Source organism: Campylobacter showae (assembly GCF_004803815.1).
Lineage (GTDB): Bacteria > Campylobacterota > Campylobacteria > Campylobacterales > Campylobacteraceae > Campylobacter_A > Campylobacter_A showae.
The window spans coordinates 1,186,967-1,202,327 of the sequence record NZ_CP012544.1; the positions used below are offsets into that span (position 1 = coordinate 1,186,967).

Below are 15,361 nucleotides of genomic sequence, written 5' to 3' on the forward strand. Positions count from 1 at the left end.
GGTCTTGGCAGTTGCGAGGCAAAGCCGAAGCAAAGGAAGGCGACGCTCCTCTACTTTAGCTTCACTACGTTCGCTACCGTCGCCCTACGGGCTTGAGACCGCTGCACTCGTAGTTGCAAGCAGACCGTAAGTAGAGCCCCTTTTTCTCCCAAAAAAAGAAAAAACTTAAATTTTAGATAAGCTAAAATTTGGCACCGCCGAGACTCGGGTCTAGGCGCGTAAAATTTACAAATTTGACTTTAAATTTGAACGTAAAATGATAAGGCGAACTGTTTTTTTGTCAGGCGAGGGAGCGGACTAGTCGTCCGTAACCGAAGCCGACTGAGCCGGTAACGAAGTATGGCAGAAAAAGACAAGCCGTTATTAAATTTACCGCTCTCCGAAGTCTTTGCCAAAATCATCTATCTGGTTTAAATCCATCGGTTTTAGCTGATTTTTATTTCCTCTTAGTATATCCTCGACCTGCTCTTTTTGCGATCTTTTTGAGCCTGTAGTTTTGACGTTTTTTAGCGCTTCAAGTAGCTCTTCGATATTTGGTTCGCGCACGGTTTTTAGCGAGATGATGAGCACCTCGTCGATATCGACCGAGTGCTTTTTGGCAGTGTATTTAACCAGCGTGTCTTTAAATTTTTCCTTGCCCAGCGAGGTTAGCAGATCCTCGACGTAAAAGCTGCCGATAACGACGTTTAGCGCGTCAAGCACGTAGGCTTCGTTATCTACGACGTCGCGCCCCTCCAGACGCAGGCTCACGCTTACTTTTTTGATCGAGCTTTTGGCGTCTCTGGAGTACAGATCGGTTTCAAAGTTATCGATATTTAACGTCTCGGCAAAGGCCATAACCGCGGCAAAAGCCAGCGCAAAAATCTTTTTCATACGTCTTCCTTAATGTTTTCAAATTTGTTTTCAAGATAGAATTTCTCGACATCTTCGTCTATTTTAACGACGCTTTGCAAATACTCTCTAAACGGCCGACTTTTGCCGTAAAATATCCTCAGTTTTTTTGGATCAATCGCCCGCGAGAGCGCGACGTAGAGCTGTCCGTTGGCAAAGATATGATTTAGGTCGCACACTAAATTTTCGATACTCATGCCTTGGGATTTGTGGATCGTGATCGCGTAGGCTAGCTTTAGCGGAAACTGCGTCAAAGACGCCCTAGCGCGCTCCTCGAGATGTTCGCCCGCCATCACAAACTCGCTCATATCAAATCTCGCGCGCTCAACATCGACGATCTCGCCGTTAGCTTTTTGCACGATGACGCTTTTTATATCGTTGCCTTCTTTTAAAATTTGCATTATCTGCCCGCGCTCGCCGTTATAGTACTCGCCCCATTTATTTACGGTAAATATAACTTTCGCGCCGATTTTTATATTTAAAATTTCAGGCGCGTAGAGGTTTGCGATCCAGCGATCCAGCACGTTTTCATTTAAATTTTCATCATAAATTTCTACTAGCGCCTCGGCTCTTTCAAGCGGCGCGGGTAGTTTAGAGAGCATCTTGTTATTTAGCTCGTCAGCTTCGTAGTTTCGCCCAAAAAGCACGCTAGTGCCGTCATCTACCTGCACGCTTGGCACGCGTAAATTTTCGATGTAGCCAAACACCTCTTCGCTAAGTCGCCCGACGCGAAGCATAGACAATATATCGTAGAATTTCTTGTCTTTTGTCCGCTTTGAGACGACCAGTTCGATATTTTTAAACTCAAATTCATGCCACGAGCTAGAGTTAAAAGCATAGAGAAATTTAAATAGCGAGTTGCCGTCTTCGCCGTTTTTTCGCACGGGCGGCAGCTGATAAAAATCGCCTACGAGCATCACGCGCCCGACGAATCGCGAGCTCATCAGGCGGTAATAAATCATATCCATGAGCCCCGCGCTGATCATCGAAATTTCGTCTATCACGATGAGATCGCAGACGTCTAGCATCTTTTTTAGTTCGCCAAGCTTTCCGCGCTGTTTGCGGTCGTAGCCGCGCAGCTCCTCGAGGTTTGAGCAAATACCGAATTTAAAAAAACTATGCACGCTCACTCCGCCGACGTTTACCGCCGCGATGCCGGTACTGCCGAGTACGACGACATTTTTTAGCTCGCTTTTATAGTGCTTAATGACTGCTTGCGTGAGGTGGCTTTTGCCCACGCCGCCGCGCCCAGTGAGAAAAACGTTTGATCTTTCTAATATTTCTAAGAGCTGATTTAGCACAAATTTCCCTAATTTTTTGTAAAATTATAGCTTATTTTTAAGGAGTGAGATTGAAATTTTACAAATTTATATTTTCCGTAGCGACGGCGCTAGCGATGCTGGGCGGTTGCGCATCGCCAAAAGATGTGCCAAGCGCGGTAAATTTACCGGATCAAGGCGCTAACGCCGCGCCCGCATACGATATGCCCGAGGAGAGCGCGGACGAAAATTTAGGCCACATCAGTTATCTAAAATTTGACGTCGATCAAAATGCGAATGCGCTGCCGATACTGCCTTTTGAAGCGCAAAGTAGCGGCGAAGCTCTGCTACAAAAACGCTTTAACTCGCTTGATCTAAAAGCACCCTCAACCACTGCAAAAGACGCTTTTTGGGCGCTAGATTACTATAAAAACACATCAAAAAGGCAGTATTATTTCTCAAATATGCGCAAAATACCAAACGAATGGTTTGAAAAAGTGCGCAAAAACGCAAGCGTAGAGAGCTTCGGCAAGGTTTCTTTGCCCGCAGTAACGACCGCAAATACTAGCCTACGAAATATACCGACCGACGAGGCCGTGCTTTATAATCCCGTGCGCGCGGGCGAGGGGCTGCCGTTTGATTATGCCCAGCTATCTTTCATCTCTATCGGTTATCCGCTTTACGTTTCGCACTTTTCGGCCGACGGCGCGTGGGCGTTTGTGGGTAGCGACGCTGCATGGGCCTGGGTGAAATCGACCGAAATCAAAATTTTAAACGCAGACGCCGTGAGGGAGCTAAAAAATTCTAAATTTTTAAGCATAGTCAAAGACGAAGAGCCCGTCTACGACAAAAACGGCAACTTTTTATTTTACGGACGCATAGGGGCGATTTTGCCGTTTCAAAGCGAGGATCAGTTTAAATTTTACGGCAAAATCCAGACCCAAAGCGGGCTAAGAAACTACGAGGTCTCAAAGCAAAGCGCGAGCCGCTTTCCGCTTAAATTTAGCGACGAAAACGTAAGAACGCTGGCATCATCGTTGCTCGGGCAAAGCTACGGCTGGGGAGGATTTGGCGGTAAGCGCGACTGCTCGCTATTTTTGCAGGATTTTCTAGGCAGCTTTGGCGTGTGGCTACCGCGAAACTCAAAGGCTCAAGGCCAAATCGGCAAGGTCGTAAGCCTGGCAAATCTAAGCGCGGAAGAAAAACTAAATGTCATCAAAACGCAGGCAGTGCCGTATAGAACGCTGTTTCACATGAACGGGCATATCATGCTTTATGCGGGTATGCGCGGCGACGAACCGCTCGCTGTGCACGATGTCTGGGGCATCCGCACGAAAGATAACGGCAGAGCCATGATCGGCGGAGTGGCGATCACGACGCTAAAAATCGGCTCGGACGTTTCCGATATCGATCCAAAACGTTTGCTGGTTTCGCGGATAAACTCCATGAATACCTTTGAAGTGGCCAGCGGCGAGGAGGCGTCGCGCGTGAAAAAATCAGCGATCGAAAAAGCTTACGGCGTGAAAATAGTGGGCAACGAGGTGATTTTCGCTGACGGCAGTAAGGTTATATTTGACGACGGTGAGGTAAAAGACACGGCGCATCTGCTAAATCTTGCCGACGTCGAGGATACTTTTGCGCAGCCTTATCCGCTCTTTAAGCCTTTGGCGCTACCTAACAATGACGCGGGCAGATACCGAAACTACGAGCTTTTGGACAAAATTTATGGCGCAAGCGAGGCGGAAGTGAAGGCAAATTTAACCGATGTCGTTTGGCTAAAAAATCACGGCGGCAAAACGCTTAAATTTAACTCCAAAAACGGTGCGGCAGCTGCTCTGCAAGCTGTTTCAAACGAGCTTGACGCGCTGGTCGTGCAAAAACCGGAGCTGCTAAAATTTCTCGATAACCCGTCTGGCACCTTTAACTGGCGAGTGATCGAAGGTACAAAGCGCAAGAGCTCCCACTCCTACGGCATCGCGATCGATATAAATACCGACAAGAGCGACTACTGGCGCTGGAGTAAAGACGGCCGCTACAGCAATCAAATCCCCGAGGAGATCGTGCGCGTCTTTGAAAAGCACGGCTTCATCTGGGGTGGGCGCTGGGTTAGCTTTGACACGATGCACTTCGAGTATAGACCGGAATTTGGGCATCTAAGATAAATTTGATGCGGTTTTGACGATAAATTTGGTCAAATTCGGCTTGAATTTATCGTTATTTTTTGGCTGGTAGAGAGGCGTCGCAGACCGTAAATTTAAGCTACAATCAAGAAGGCGCGAATAAATTTTGCTTTGCCGCTTTTTGGCGTAAAATTTAAGGCAGACGACATGAAAAATCTATCACCTCTGTGGCAAATTTGAGCTAAACCGGACTTAAATTTGCCGTCAAGTTCGGCTAAATTTTTAGTAAAAGCTGGATTAAATTTGGCGGTTTGATTTCGGTAAGCATGGCATTTCTGCGTTTCCGTGTTTTTGATATTTGGCAAAAATTTGCAAGCGATTGCGAGAGGCTCGCCACCCTTTTTGCGGTTTGTTAAATTTAGCTTTGGTATGGGCTGGGCGGTTAAATTTGACGCCGAAACGACGCGGTATTGGTTTAGCCTACGTTTTATAGTTCGTAAATTTTGCGCAAGCCAGACGGACGACGATAAAATTTGACCTGCCGTTTTTTAAATTTAGGGCGGCGATTTGCCGTTTTGCCGTCGTCGATATTTTTACCGTTTTTACAAATTTTACGCCGCTTGCAAATTTGCTTCCATTCTTGTCGTTTGTTTTATGGCTACGTTTTGCTTGCCAAATTTGGCTACGATTTGATTATACCAAGCCTAAAGGCTCCGAAAATCTTACCGAAAAATTTAGATAAAATTTCAAGCGGCAAATTTTCCAAAGTCGCGCTAGAAATTTTGTATATTCAAATTTATAAGGATATTTGCGCCGCTCGCCATCAGCCTGATTCTAGCTGCTTAATTTTCCAGCCTTATATTACTGCGATCTTGATGCTTTTACTTATAAACGCCTCTTGCAGCTCGCTCTCAAACATCCGCTTGATCTCGCTTCCAAGCACACAGTTACCCTTTCGCCAGGGGCGGCAGATCACGTTGCCTTCTTTGCCTGCGCTTAGGTAGACGCAGTTAAAATAGATCTTGTCCAAAGCGTTGTCCGATATAAGGTAAACAAGCCCGTTTTCGGGGATAAAATTTCCCTCCTCTAGCCCGCGCGCCGTGGACATTATTTTTATCGCCGCTCCAGCATAAAATTTCGCACTGTCCGCTATATCTTTAATGTTTATCCAATTGGCCATTTTACGCTTCTTCTTCTAAATTTAGCTTCGCAAGCGCGCTTTCGCCAACTACCCGAACGCCAAGTTTTTTTAGCGCCGCAGCGGTTAGGCCGTCACCGCTAACGAGCCGTCCGGTAAAGCTTCCGTCATAAATTTCGCCGCTTCCGCAGCTTGGGCTTCGCTCTTTTAAAACCGCGATTTCGCAGTCGTTTTTACGGGCGATATCGGCGCAAATTTGAGCGCCTAAAATAAACTCATCCGTCACGTCGCAACCGCTAAATTTAGTTATTACTCGCCCATTTGCGCAAATTTCGGCAGGCTCACGCGGAGTCGTTAGCCCGCCCATGCACTCCGGACAAACGGCGATGAGCTCGTAAATTTGATCTAGTTTATCGAGCGCGTCCGCAGGGATAGCATCTGCGTTATTGCTGCCGTTATATTTGCAATTTTCGCCGAGCAAACAGGCGCTGATTAAAATTTTGGGTTTATTTTTCATCGTTAGTTCCAAATTTGATAGTCCGGCAATCGTTATTTCGGCTTAAATCTACTAACGCTTCGGACGGCAAATTTAAAACGTTCGTCAAATTTGCCGTCAAATTTAGCCGAATTTAAGCCACCTCACGCAAAATACAAGGCAGGCTTAATCGCCAAATTTAGCCTAAAGTCCAGCCTCTTTTTTGATCTTATCTATATACATCTGCCTTAGCATAAGCACGTATTTGCCGACTTTACCGCCGCTTATCGGCTTGCCGTCGGCCTTGACGACGGGCAGTATCGGTAGCGTCGCAGCCGAGATAAACACCTCGTCGGCATCGTAAACGTCTTGCATCGTAAACGGTCGCTGCCTGATCTCAAGCCCCGCCTTTTCGGCAAAACCTAAAATCACCTTGCGACGGATGCCCGGCAAAATCTCATTTGAAAGCGGCTTAGTTATCAGGACGTTATCTTTTATGATAAAAGCAGATGAGCTAGTCGCCTCGGTTACAAAGCCGTTTTCGACCATAAAGCCCTCGTAGGCGCCGGCTTTTACGGCCTGTTCTTTGGCGTAGCACTGCGCCAAAAGCGAGATGGACTTGATATCGCGGCGCTTCCAGCGGATATCCTCGACGCTAACGACCTCGATACCGGTCGCCGCGTCAGGGTTTGCGACGATATCTTTTTCATAACAAAAGACGAAACAAGTCGGCTTTAAGCCTTTTATAAATTTAAAATCCCTGTCGGCGACGCCGCGGGTGATCTGCATATAAACACCACCTTCTTTTAGGTTATTTCGCCAGACTACTTCCTCTAAAACTCCCTGAAAATCGCTCTTTGAAAGCGGCAAGCCCAGCTCGATCGCAGCCAGGCTCCTCTCAAATCTCTCCCAAAAATCCTCTCTATCCACGAGCCGTCCGTTTAGCACCGGCACGACCTCGTATATGCCGTCGCCAAAGATAAATCCGCGGTCAAATGCACTAACTTTAGCCGCCGCCGCGTCTATAAATTCGCCGTTTAGATATACTATTCCGTTCATTTTTTCTCCTTAAAATTTAAGTAATTTTAGCTCAAATACTCTTAAAAAGCGTTGCCTTAAGTCCAAATTTTAGTTTGGATTACGAAGTTTTTGATATAATTGGGGCTAAATTTAAGGATAATCAGAAAAATGAAAAATAACGCGTTAAAAAATTTGATCCTAGAAAATATCTTCGTTATCTCGAAGCAACCCGTGCTGTTTCGCGATCTGCTCGAGGCGAACTGCCTTTTTAACGAAGGCATGTTGATTGATCCTGCCAAGCTAAATTTTAAATTTCGCTACGCAAGAACTTACCTTGTTTACGGGCTTTTGTGCTTCGTCGTATTTTTTATTTTGCTGATTTTGACGCATCATATTTTTACCAAGCTTGATTTTCACCTCTCGATCGTTAGCGCAGTGTTGGGCACTTCAGCTGTTTTTATCGGTTTTGATATGTTTAAAATTTGGGCGAGAAAAGCCGTGAGCAAGGAGCTCATAAAAAAGGCCTGGAGCGTGCATTTTCCGTATTTTAGCTACGAAAAATACTCCACGAAAGTCGAGATGATCTACAACGAAGCGGTAAAAAACGAAATCCCGCGCAAGGATTTGGAGCAGTACGTCCTAGAGCGCTTAGTCGCGCAGTCTGAGGCCGGGATTTAGCTACTGCAGGGTGAGCGGGTCTAAAATTTGATTTTTGTATTTCATTCTTTCAAGCTTTAGGCGAAGCTCTCTATTTTCTTCCAATAAGACGTCGCGTTTGCTGCTTAGATCGCCGATTTCGCGACTGATGTAATAAATTTGATTCGTGATGTAAATTTTAGGCAAAAACAAAGCAAGCGCGATAAAAAGCCCCAGATACGCCGTCGCTAACGTTTTGTAGTCTAAATTTCGCTCCTTTTTCTGCTCGCCGCTAAACTCTAAAACCTCGTTTTTATCTTGCATTTTTACCTCTTGAAATTTTAAAAATCCTCATTTTAGCGCAGCTTGAACGCGGATTTGCCTTGATCTCGGCAGCGCTTGGCGTTATTGCCTTTTTACTGACTATTTTACCTAGCGCATTATCTCCTCCGCACGTGCATCTAAGGGCTTGCGGCGGACAAATGCAGCTTTGCGCCCACTGCCTAAATTTATTTTTTACGATACGATCTTCTAGCGAATGAAAGCTGATTATCGCCACGATACACTCGTCGATCTGCGAATCCTCAATGCTTTGTAGCAAATTTTGCAGTTCACCTAGCTCGTTGTTGACTTCTATTCTGATCGCTTGAAAAGCTAACGTCGCCGCGCTAACGCTGCGCCCGTTTACGCCCTTTAGCCCGATTATTTGCGCGAGACGTTCGGCGCTTTTTATCTCGCCGCTTTGCCTGGCTTCTATGATTTTGGCGGCAAATTTGGCAGGACTAGGTAGCTCGCCGTAATCGGCAAAGATACGCTCCAGCTCTTTTGCGCTATAAAAATTTACAATGTCGTAAGCTGAAAATTTAGCCTGCGCATCCATCCGCATATCTAAATTTTCGCTCTTTAGTCCAAAGCCGCGCTCGTTTTTATCGAGCTGCAACGACGAAACGCCGATGTCGGCTAGGATACCGCGGATTTGAGATTGTTCTACTTTGCCCAAAATTTCTGAAAATTTGCTCTTAAAAATTTGCGCTCTTTGGCCAAATTTTTTAAGTCTTTCGGAGCTAAATTTGATTGCTTCTTCATCTTGATCGCAGGCTATCAAATTTACGTTTTGATTTTGCTCTAAAATCGCGCTAGAATGCCCGCCGTATCCGAGCGTACAATCGACAATCACGCCGCTTTTTATATCCTCAAAAGCTTGCAAAACTTCATTAAGTAGCACGGGAACGTGTGGGGAGTTCAAATTTAGCCTTTATTTTTTGTGTATAATAACAAAAAAAGTTTATAAAAGGTTAAAATGGACTTAAAATACTGCGCAAGCGAGATCAGCAACATCGCTCTTTCGATGTTTAGAAAAAACTTTTTCGGCGTCTTTCACGGCTCTATTTCAGCTAGAATTCAGCACGACTCTTTTTTGATAAATAAAAGAACGACGATTTTCGACAATCTTAAAGAAGAAGATCTCATAATGCTAAACTCAAAAAGGGATTATCGCTGGAACGATGCGAGCATAGACGCGGACATCCACCTAAATATATACAAAAATATAAACGAAGCCAAATATATCTGTTATGCCATGCCACCTTATCTAACAGCTTATACTTTGGGGCATTCTTTTATCCGTCCGAGGGATTATTTTGGTTATATCAAACACCACGAGATCCCGATCTATGATCCAAAACAGTTTGACGATTGGTATGAGCGCGCGGATACGGAAATTTATCGCTATATGTTAGAGAATAAAACTAACATAATGGTCATCAAAGGATACGGAGTATACGTGCATAGCAGGACTCCGTATCAGCTGGCAAAAGACGTCGCGATCCTTGAAAATACGTGCAAATTGCTAAGCGTAGCTCGCCTTTACGAATCTGAACGAAACTAACGTCTTTAAAAATGTTAATTTTTTTGAAATTTTATCGATAAAAAGCGCGTTTTTAAGGTGATATTTACGATATTTCAGTAAAATAATGCATAAAATTTTTATAAATTTGAAGGAATTAGATGATAACTTGGATGCAAAAGCATAGAAAATACCTCGTCGTAACGATCTGGGTAAGCACGATAGCCTTCGTCGGAGCAGGCTTCGTCGGATGGGGAGCATACGATCTAAATGCGAGTAGAGCTAGCTCGGTAGCTAAGGTCGGACATCGAAATATAAGTATCCAAGAGTTTCAAAACAGATACGGTCAGCTTCACGCATACTATAGTCAGCTTTTTGACGGACAGCTAAGTGACGAAAATGCAAGCGAGCTAGGCATTGAAAATTTAGCTTTAGAGGCGTTAGTAAACGATGCTATGCTTTTAAATTTCGCAGATGACTTGGGGCTTGGCGTAAATGACGAAGATATAGTCAAATACATTATTGCAGACCAAAATTTCCACTCAAACGGCAAATTTGATAAAGAGCTTTACAAAAATACTTTAAAAAGAGCTAGAACTACCGAAAGCGAATACGAAGAAAGCCTAAAAAACGTAATACTTTTAGATAAGCTAAGACATGCTCTAAATTTACCCGCAAATGCTCAAGATATAGATATGCTAACGGCTAGCTTTTTGATGCAGGATAAAATCTCCATTAAGGTCGTAGAGGCTAACGCAGACGAAATAAAAATAGATGAAGATGCGCTAAAAAAACTCTGGGAAGAGCATAAGAACGAATATAAAACCATGACCGAATTTAAGCTTGATACCAAATTTATCCCAGCTATATCAAGCGATGCAAATACTAACGAGCTAACAGAATTTTACAACGAAAACAAAAACGAATATAAAGGTAGCGACGATAAGATAAAAGAATTTGAAGCTGTTAAAGATGAAGTACTAAAAGACTACAATCTCAAACAAACTAAAAAAGTCGCCCTTGAAGAGTATCTAAAAATCAAGAAAGACGAGAAGCAAGCAGATGTCTCGGTATCTACATTTGAAGATAATGCGAGCTTGCCGATGGATGAGCTAAAACTAGCAAAAAAGGGCGATACCCTAAAGCCGTTTGAATACGAAGACGGCTATATGATAGTGAAGGTAAAAGAGATCGTAGCGCCTAGAGTAATGAGTTTTGACGAGGCGAAAGAGCAAATTTTAGAACTTTACAAAGAGCAAAAAACGAAAGAAATCGTAGAAGCAAAAGCAAAAGAGTTGCTTGAAAAAGGATTTCAAGGTACCGATATAGGATTTGTTAGTAGAGATACCGTGAAGGCCGAAGGTGGGTTAAGCGAGGGTGAGTTTAATATCTTCGTCAATCGCCTTTTTGAAAAGGGTGGCAAAAAAGGCTATGTTGTACTCGGCGATAAAGCCGTAGTTTACGAGATAACGGAACAGAAACTAACAAATAGCGAAAAAGAGAAAGAGTATAAAGAGATAATAACGCAAAATGTAGGCTTCTTGAAAAATAACGAGCTCATTAGGGATTTAACAGCCATGTTGTCCAAGCGTTACCAAGTAACAAATTATTATACAAAAAAATAAGAAGGCATCTGTTTTGAGTACTAAAATTTTAGGTATTGACGTAGGCTCTGTTCAAATTTGCGCTGTGATAGGCCAGCACGATGAAACAGGACTTAAAATAATCGGAATAGGAACTGCAAAAACTCAGGGTATAAAAAAGGGCGTAATAACAAATATCGAGCTCGCATCAAAATCAATAAAAAGCGCTTTAATAGACGCTCAAAGAGTGGCGGGCACAAGATACGAAAAAGTAGTGGTTTCAATCTCGGGAGCCTATACAAAAAGCGTTGACAGTAACGGCGTGGTAAACGTTCCCACGTATGAAATAGGCATAAAAGAGATACAACGCTCGATGTCTGAGTCTGAGCGAAGAGCGCAGATACATAGCGACTACGAGAAGCTACATATACTTCCTTATAATTTTAAAGTAGACGATCAAGAGCATATAGAAGATCCTTTGGGTATGAACGGTAGCAGGCTTGAGGTGCAAACGCACATCATAATGGCGCAAAAATCATCTCTTAGTAACCTAAGAAAAGCGTTAAATTTGGCTGGAGTCGAGCCTGATAATATCGTACTTTCCAGCTACGCTTCGGCTATCGCGACGCTAAATCAAGATGAAAAAGATTTGGGTGTAGCATTTATAGATATGGGTGGCGCAACTTGCAATATGATAATTCACTCTGGAAATTCGATAAGATATAACGAATTTTTAGGCATAGGTTCGTCAAATATAACCAATGATCTATCAGCAGCGCTTCATACGCCTATTTTAAAAGCTGAAGATATAAAATTAAATTACGGAATTTTGCTAAATAATGCCAACGAACTAGTTGAGATCCCGCCTATTAACGAAGATGGCAAGGTTCAGGAAGTATCTCTTGACGTTATTTCAAACGTCATATATGCAAGAGCCGAAGAGACGCTAATGATACTTGCAAAAATGCTCGAAGATAGCGGATATAAAAATTCAATAGCCGCAGGCGTAGTTCTTACCGGCGGCATGACTAAACTTGAAGGCATCAGAGAGCTTGCTATAGCAGTATTTGATAATATGCCGGTGCGAATAGCAAGACCAAAGGAAATGGAAGGGCTATATGAAATTTTAAGAGATCCGGCAAATTCTTGTGCGATCGGACTTTGTATGTACGGTGCAGGCTACTTTACGCCTTATGAAATCGACTCTGAAAAGAAAATGCGATATAAAGACGAGATTGTAGTAAAAAATAAGATTTTAAAAGATATAGTCTACGACAATGGAGTAAAAATCGAAGATAAAAAAAATATCGAAGAAGTCGATAATAAAATCTTTAGAGGAAGTACTCTAGATGATAACTATATAGATGATTTAAGAATCGATGACGACAGAACTTTACAAGACGAACTAAATGAAGATTTAAATAAAAAAGAAAAAAAACCAAATATTTTTTCTGTGATTTGGAATAAAATAACACAACTATTTTAAAAGGAGATTGGATCAACTATGGGTAACTTTATGGTAGAAGAGAAAAAGCCTTCATACGGCGCAAAGATAAAAGTAGTAGGCGTAGGCGGTGGTGGTGGAAATATGATAAATCATATTATTAGAGAAAAAGGCGATGAAATGGATATCGATCTAATAGTTGCCAATACCGATGTAAAAGCACTTGATAGCTCTTTGGCCTTTACAAAACTGCAGCTTGGAGAAAAGATCACAAAAGGTCTTGGTGCTGGTATGAATCCGGACGTAGGAACTAAAGCCGCCCAGGAAAGTTACGAAGAGATCAAATCTACACTTGAGTACTCAGATATCGTATTTATAGCATCAGGTCTAGGAGGCGGTACCGGTACAGGCGCAGCTCCGGTAGTAGCACAGGCAGCTAAAGAAATTGGTGCTTTAACTATCTCAGTTGTTACGATGCCGTTTGATTTTGAGGGTAAAAAGCGCTACAATCTAGCCCTAAAAGGTCTTAACGAGCTAAAAAAAGAGTCCGACTCTATAGTTGTGATACCAAACCAAAGACTAAAATCCCTGATAGACAAAAAAGCTGGTATAAAAGAAAGTTTTAAAATAGTTGATAACGTTTTAGCTCGAGCCGTCAGCGGTATGTGTACCATAGTTCTTGATTCGGGAAATAGCGATATAAATTCTGACTTTGCCGACGTCAAAAAAGTCATGGAACACCGTGGTATGGCGCTACTTGGTATAGGCGAATCAGAAGGTGAAGGCGCAGCCCAGGAAGCAATAAAAAATGCAATACAATCTCCATTGCTAAGCGACATTACCATAAACGGCGCAGTGGGCGTTCTGGTACACTTCAAATATCACCCAGACTCTCCTTTCAATGATATAGAGGAAGCTATGTGCTTAGTACAAAATGCTGTCGATGATGATGCAGATATTATATTCGGTACCACAAGCGACGAAAGTTTTGAAAATAACAAAATTCAAGTTACTATAATAGCCACCGGCTTTAGAGATAAAGAGGAAGAAAGGCCTACACCTGTAGCCTCTACACCAGATGCTGCATTTAAAAAGTCAAGAAATCCGATTTTAGATGAAAGAATCAGCAGACTAAAGGTTAGTGGCGGATACAATAGCGAAGAAGTAACTAATATGCTAGAAACGCCATCGTATATCAGAAACCAAATGGATTAATGAATAAGGATTGGTCTTCCAATCCTTTAAAATTTAAAGCACAATAATCAGGTGGTAAGTTAAATTTTATATTATTCTAAATTTGGCTAAAAATTAAGTTGCAAGTAATAAATTGATTTTTTAACAAATTATACTATATTTCGTTAGTCACAATATATTCAGGGTATTCTTATTTTACAATAAAATTATTCCACTAAAAATAATTTCAAAAACATAGTTTTTAGATTTTATACTGTCTCAAAAACACTATACCAAAAGCAAACTCAACCTAGCGAGTGCGACGTATCGCGTATGCCAAACGTACTCGGCAGCCTCGCTTCGGTGTCGCCGCAAACGTATGAGTGTGATGTATCACTATCTAACGTAAATTTAAATAAAGCATGCGATACCGCAAGCGGCGCCGAATTTAATGCAGGCGTATTCAAGCCAGAAGCGAGCGAAAATTTTAAAGCGTGCGCGGCCGAACACGGCTCTAAATTTAACTCAAACGAATCCGACTCCGATAAATCACAAAAAGCGCCGAACGATGAAATTTGCTTTGACGGCGAGAAATTTAGGCTCAAAAGATACTGCAGACAGCGCGTGTATCACATAAGCTTTCCGCGCGGCTATTTCGGCGCACCATATGCAACGCATCTGGCGAAGCACCATCCGACCTGGCGGTTTGAGAGTGGCGAGGCAGGATATAAGCTCGGCGGGGTCTTGGACGAGGTGGACGGCGATGTGCAAAATCCGCTATTTCATCTTATCACGCTTGATCCGCTGCCCCGCGACTTGCCCGTGCGATCGCTGCCGCGCCTAATCCTCGCCGCTCACGTTAGAGAGGTAAACGAAGGCGAGATAGTCTTTTACGAGCACGACGCGCAGGGTATGCCGTGGCGTATCGGAAATAGGACGCAGGTCGAATACGCCTTTGACGAACCGATAAAGGAGTGCGAAGTAGCACTGGCGCCTACGCCGGCGCGCTGGGCGGCTCAGGACTGGGGGATGTCAAACAGCAGGCAAAACCTCGCGCGCATCGGCGGCGAGCCTTCGTGGATACAGGGCGCCTTGGTGCCGACGTGCCCGATATGCGGCGAAAAGATGGAGTTTTTGATGCAGCTTGATAGCGAGCTTCCAAGCTGCGAGCAAGGCGGCGAGGTGATGTTCGGTAGCGGCGGGATTTTATACGTGTTTTGGTGTGAGCAGACGCGGGTGAGCGGGTTTTTTATGCAGTGTACGTGAGTAAAATTTAAGAAAAATGCGCAAATGGACGGACGGATGATCACGGCGAAAATAAAAAGAAGGGGCAATATCTGGTATTTTGACGATTATTTTAAGTCGCTTCACAAGAATGAAAACGAAATAGAAAGCCTATTAGGAGGTTTGTCTTGGATCCGAAAAAGGTATCTGTTTAATACGAAAGAAACTCTTCACGACGCCGTTTTGACTGAATTTAATTTGGCATTTTAAAAAATGAAGATAGACTGACGATGAAATTTTTATCGCCATATCAAGATAGAAATTTTAAATTTGTTTTCAAAAACGCCCTAGCCGTCCGCTTCAAAACGGACGACAAGAGCTTTAAAAATAAAGATCTGATAGTTCATCAATTTTCGCTAAAGCATAGGTTTGCGAGTGGACAACGGTTTTAAAATTTGAGATCTAACGAGTGCTTAAGCAAATAAAAATGACATAGGCAAACCTTTGCAAATATATTATGAGTCAAAAAATATTGAACATTTTACACGCTAT

At 43.1% G+C, this 15,361-nt stretch carries 15 protein-coding genes; 8 read left to right on the forward strand and 7 right to left on the reverse strand.

What is annotated here, in order from left to right; genetic code table 11:
- Positions 1 to 369 precede the first annotated feature (369 nt).
- Both CSHOW_RS05830 and CSHOW_RS05835 read right to left on the reverse strand, forming a co-directional pair.
- The gene (locus tag CSHOW_RS05830) at positions 370 to 873 is read right to left on the reverse strand and encodes a hypothetical protein (RefSeq protein WP_004321187.1); all 504 of its coding nucleotides are present in this window, start codon (positions 871 to 873) and stop codon (positions 370 to 372) included.
- Positions 870 to 2,192, reverse strand: a complete 1,323-nt coding sequence (locus tag CSHOW_RS05835; RefSeq protein WP_004321186.1) for an ATP-dependent DNA helicase — start codon at positions 2,190 to 2,192, stop codon at positions 870 to 872. Before CSHOW_RS05835 ends, CSHOW_RS05830 begins: the two co-directional genes overlap by 4 nt.
- 44 nt (positions 2,193 to 2,236) lie before the next feature.
- On the opposite strand from CSHOW_RS05835, the gene CSHOW_RS05840 reads away from it, so the two are divergent.
- Together CSHOW_RS05840 and CSHOW_RS05845 are read left to right on the forward strand one after the other, a co-directional pair.
- Complete coding sequence (locus tag CSHOW_RS05840; RefSeq protein WP_236844695.1) at positions 2,237 to 4,312, forward strand: bifunctional C40 family peptidase/M15 family metallopeptidase; 2,076 nt, start codon at positions 2,237 to 2,239, stop codon at positions 4,310 to 4,312.
- 327 nt (positions 4,313 to 4,639) lie between these two features.
- A complete protein-coding gene (locus tag CSHOW_RS05845) occupies positions 4,640 to 4,807 on the forward strand; it encodes a hypothetical protein (RefSeq protein ID WP_157753468.1) in 168 nt (55 codons plus the stop codon).
- 319 nt (positions 4,808 to 5,126) lie between these two features.
- Here the strand turns inward: CSHOW_RS05845 and CSHOW_RS05850 are convergent, their stop codons facing one another.
- The 3 genes from CSHOW_RS05850 to CSHOW_RS05860 form a co-directional block, all read right to left on the reverse strand.
- Positions 5,127 to 5,450: a hypothetical protein gene (locus tag CSHOW_RS05850; protein ID WP_039895245.1), complete on the reverse strand. Its 324-nt coding sequence runs from the start codon at positions 5,448 to 5,450 to the stop codon at positions 5,127 to 5,129.
- Position 5,451: 1 nt separating this feature from the next.
- On the reverse strand, positions 5,452 to 5,925 hold the full coding sequence (locus CSHOW_RS05855; RefSeq protein ID WP_004321181.1) for a 2-thiouracil desulfurase family protein: 474 nt from the start codon (positions 5,923 to 5,925) through the stop codon (positions 5,452 to 5,454).
- Positions 5,926 to 6,087: 162 nt separating this feature from the next.
- The gene (locus CSHOW_RS05860) at positions 6,088 to 6,942 is read right to left on the reverse strand and encodes a D-amino-acid transaminase (RefSeq protein ID WP_002948635.1); all 855 of its coding nucleotides are present in this window, start codon (positions 6,940 to 6,942) and stop codon (positions 6,088 to 6,090) included.
- 129 nt (positions 6,943 to 7,071) lie between these two features.
- On the opposite strand from CSHOW_RS05860, the gene CSHOW_RS05865 reads away from it, so the two are divergent.
- Positions 7,072 to 7,581, forward strand: a complete 510-nt coding sequence (locus CSHOW_RS05865) for a hypothetical protein (RefSeq protein WP_039895243.1) — start codon at positions 7,072 to 7,074, stop codon at positions 7,579 to 7,581.
- Here CSHOW_RS05865 and CSHOW_RS05870 read toward each other — a convergent pair whose 3' ends face one another.
- Both CSHOW_RS05870 and rsmH read right to left on the reverse strand, forming a co-directional pair.
- Entirely contained in the window at positions 7,582 to 7,863 is a 282-nt protein-coding gene (locus CSHOW_RS05870; protein WP_002948633.1) for a hypothetical protein, read from the reverse strand.
- Positions 7,853 to 8,785: a 16S rRNA (cytosine(1402)-N(4))-methyltransferase RsmH gene (rsmH, locus tag CSHOW_RS05875; protein ID WP_002948632.1), complete on the reverse strand. Its 933-nt coding sequence runs from the start codon at positions 8,783 to 8,785 to the stop codon at positions 7,853 to 7,855. The genes CSHOW_RS05870 and rsmH overlap by 11 nt, the downstream gene beginning before the upstream one ends.
- A 54-nt stretch (positions 8,786 to 8,839) precedes the next feature.
- On the opposite strand from rsmH, the gene CSHOW_RS05880 reads away from it, so the two are divergent.
- From CSHOW_RS05880 to CSHOW_RS05900, 5 genes are all read left to right on the forward strand, one after another.
- Positions 8,840 to 9,427, forward strand: a complete 588-nt coding sequence (locus tag CSHOW_RS05880) for a class II aldolase and adducin N-terminal domain-containing protein (RefSeq protein ID WP_002948631.1) — start codon at positions 8,840 to 8,842, stop codon at positions 9,425 to 9,427.
- A 119-nt stretch (positions 9,428 to 9,546) separates the two neighbouring features.
- A complete protein-coding gene (locus tag CSHOW_RS05885; protein ID WP_002948630.1) occupies positions 9,547 to 11,010 on the forward strand; it encodes a peptidylprolyl isomerase in 1,464 nt (487 codons plus the stop codon).
- Positions 11,011 to 11,023: 13 nt separating this feature from the next.
- On the forward strand, positions 11,024 to 12,454 hold the full coding sequence (gene ftsA, locus CSHOW_RS05890; protein WP_002948629.1) for a cell division protein FtsA: 1,431 nt from the start codon (positions 11,024 to 11,026) through the stop codon (positions 12,452 to 12,454).
- 18 nt (positions 12,455 to 12,472) lie between these two features.
- Positions 12,473 to 13,627 (forward strand): cell division protein FtsZ, encoded by a 1,155-nt coding sequence (ftsZ, locus tag CSHOW_RS05895; protein WP_002948628.1) that lies wholly within the window; start codon positions 12,473 to 12,475, stop codon positions 13,625 to 13,627.
- A gap of 291 nt (positions 13,628 to 13,918) precedes the next feature.
- Positions 13,919 to 14,851 carry a hypothetical protein gene (locus CSHOW_RS05900; protein ID WP_171992813.1) on the forward strand — a complete coding sequence of 311 codons (933 nt, stop codon included), beginning with the start codon at positions 13,919 to 13,921 and terminating at the stop codon, positions 14,849 to 14,851.
- The last annotated feature ends 510 nt before the right edge of the window (positions 14,852 to 15,361 follow it).

Bases quoted from the DNA above. Each gene is read 5' to 3' on its own strand.
- CSHOW_RS05830 (WP_004321187.1), bottom strand. From the start codon at position 873: ATGAAAAAGATTTTTGCGCTGGCTTTTGCCGCGGTTATGGCCTTTGCC.
- CSHOW_RS05850 (WP_039895245.1), bottom strand. From the start codon at position 5,450: ATGGCCAATTGGATAAACATTAAAGATATAGCGGACAGTGCGAAATTT.
- CSHOW_RS05900 (WP_171992813.1), top strand. From the start codon at position 13,919: ATGCCAAACGTACTCGGCAGCCTCGCTTCGGTGTCGCCGCAAACGTAT.
- ftsZ (WP_002948628.1), top strand. From the start codon at position 12,473: ATGGGTAACTTTATGGTAGAAGAGAAAAAGCCTTCATACGGCGCAAAG.
- CSHOW_RS05855 (WP_004321181.1), bottom strand. From the start codon at position 5,925: ATGAAAAATAAACCCAAAATTTTAATCAGCGCCTGTTTGCTCGGCGAA.
- CSHOW_RS05865 (WP_039895243.1), top strand. From the start codon at position 7,072: ATGAAAAATAACGCGTTAAAAAATTTGATCCTAGAAAATATCTTCGTT.
- CSHOW_RS05880 (WP_002948631.1), top strand. From the start codon at position 8,840: ATGGACTTAAAATACTGCGCAAGCGAGATCAGCAACATCGCTCTTTCG.
- CSHOW_RS05860 (WP_002948635.1), bottom strand. From the start codon at position 6,942: ATGAACGGAATAGTATATCTAAACGGCGAATTTATAGACGCGGCGGCG.
- CSHOW_RS05885 (WP_002948630.1), top strand. From the start codon at position 9,547: ATGATAACTTGGATGCAAAAGCATAGAAAATACCTCGTCGTAACGATC.
- CSHOW_RS05870 (WP_002948633.1), bottom strand. From the start codon at position 7,863: ATGCAAGATAAAAACGAGGTTTTAGAGTTTAGCGGCGAGCAGAAAAAG.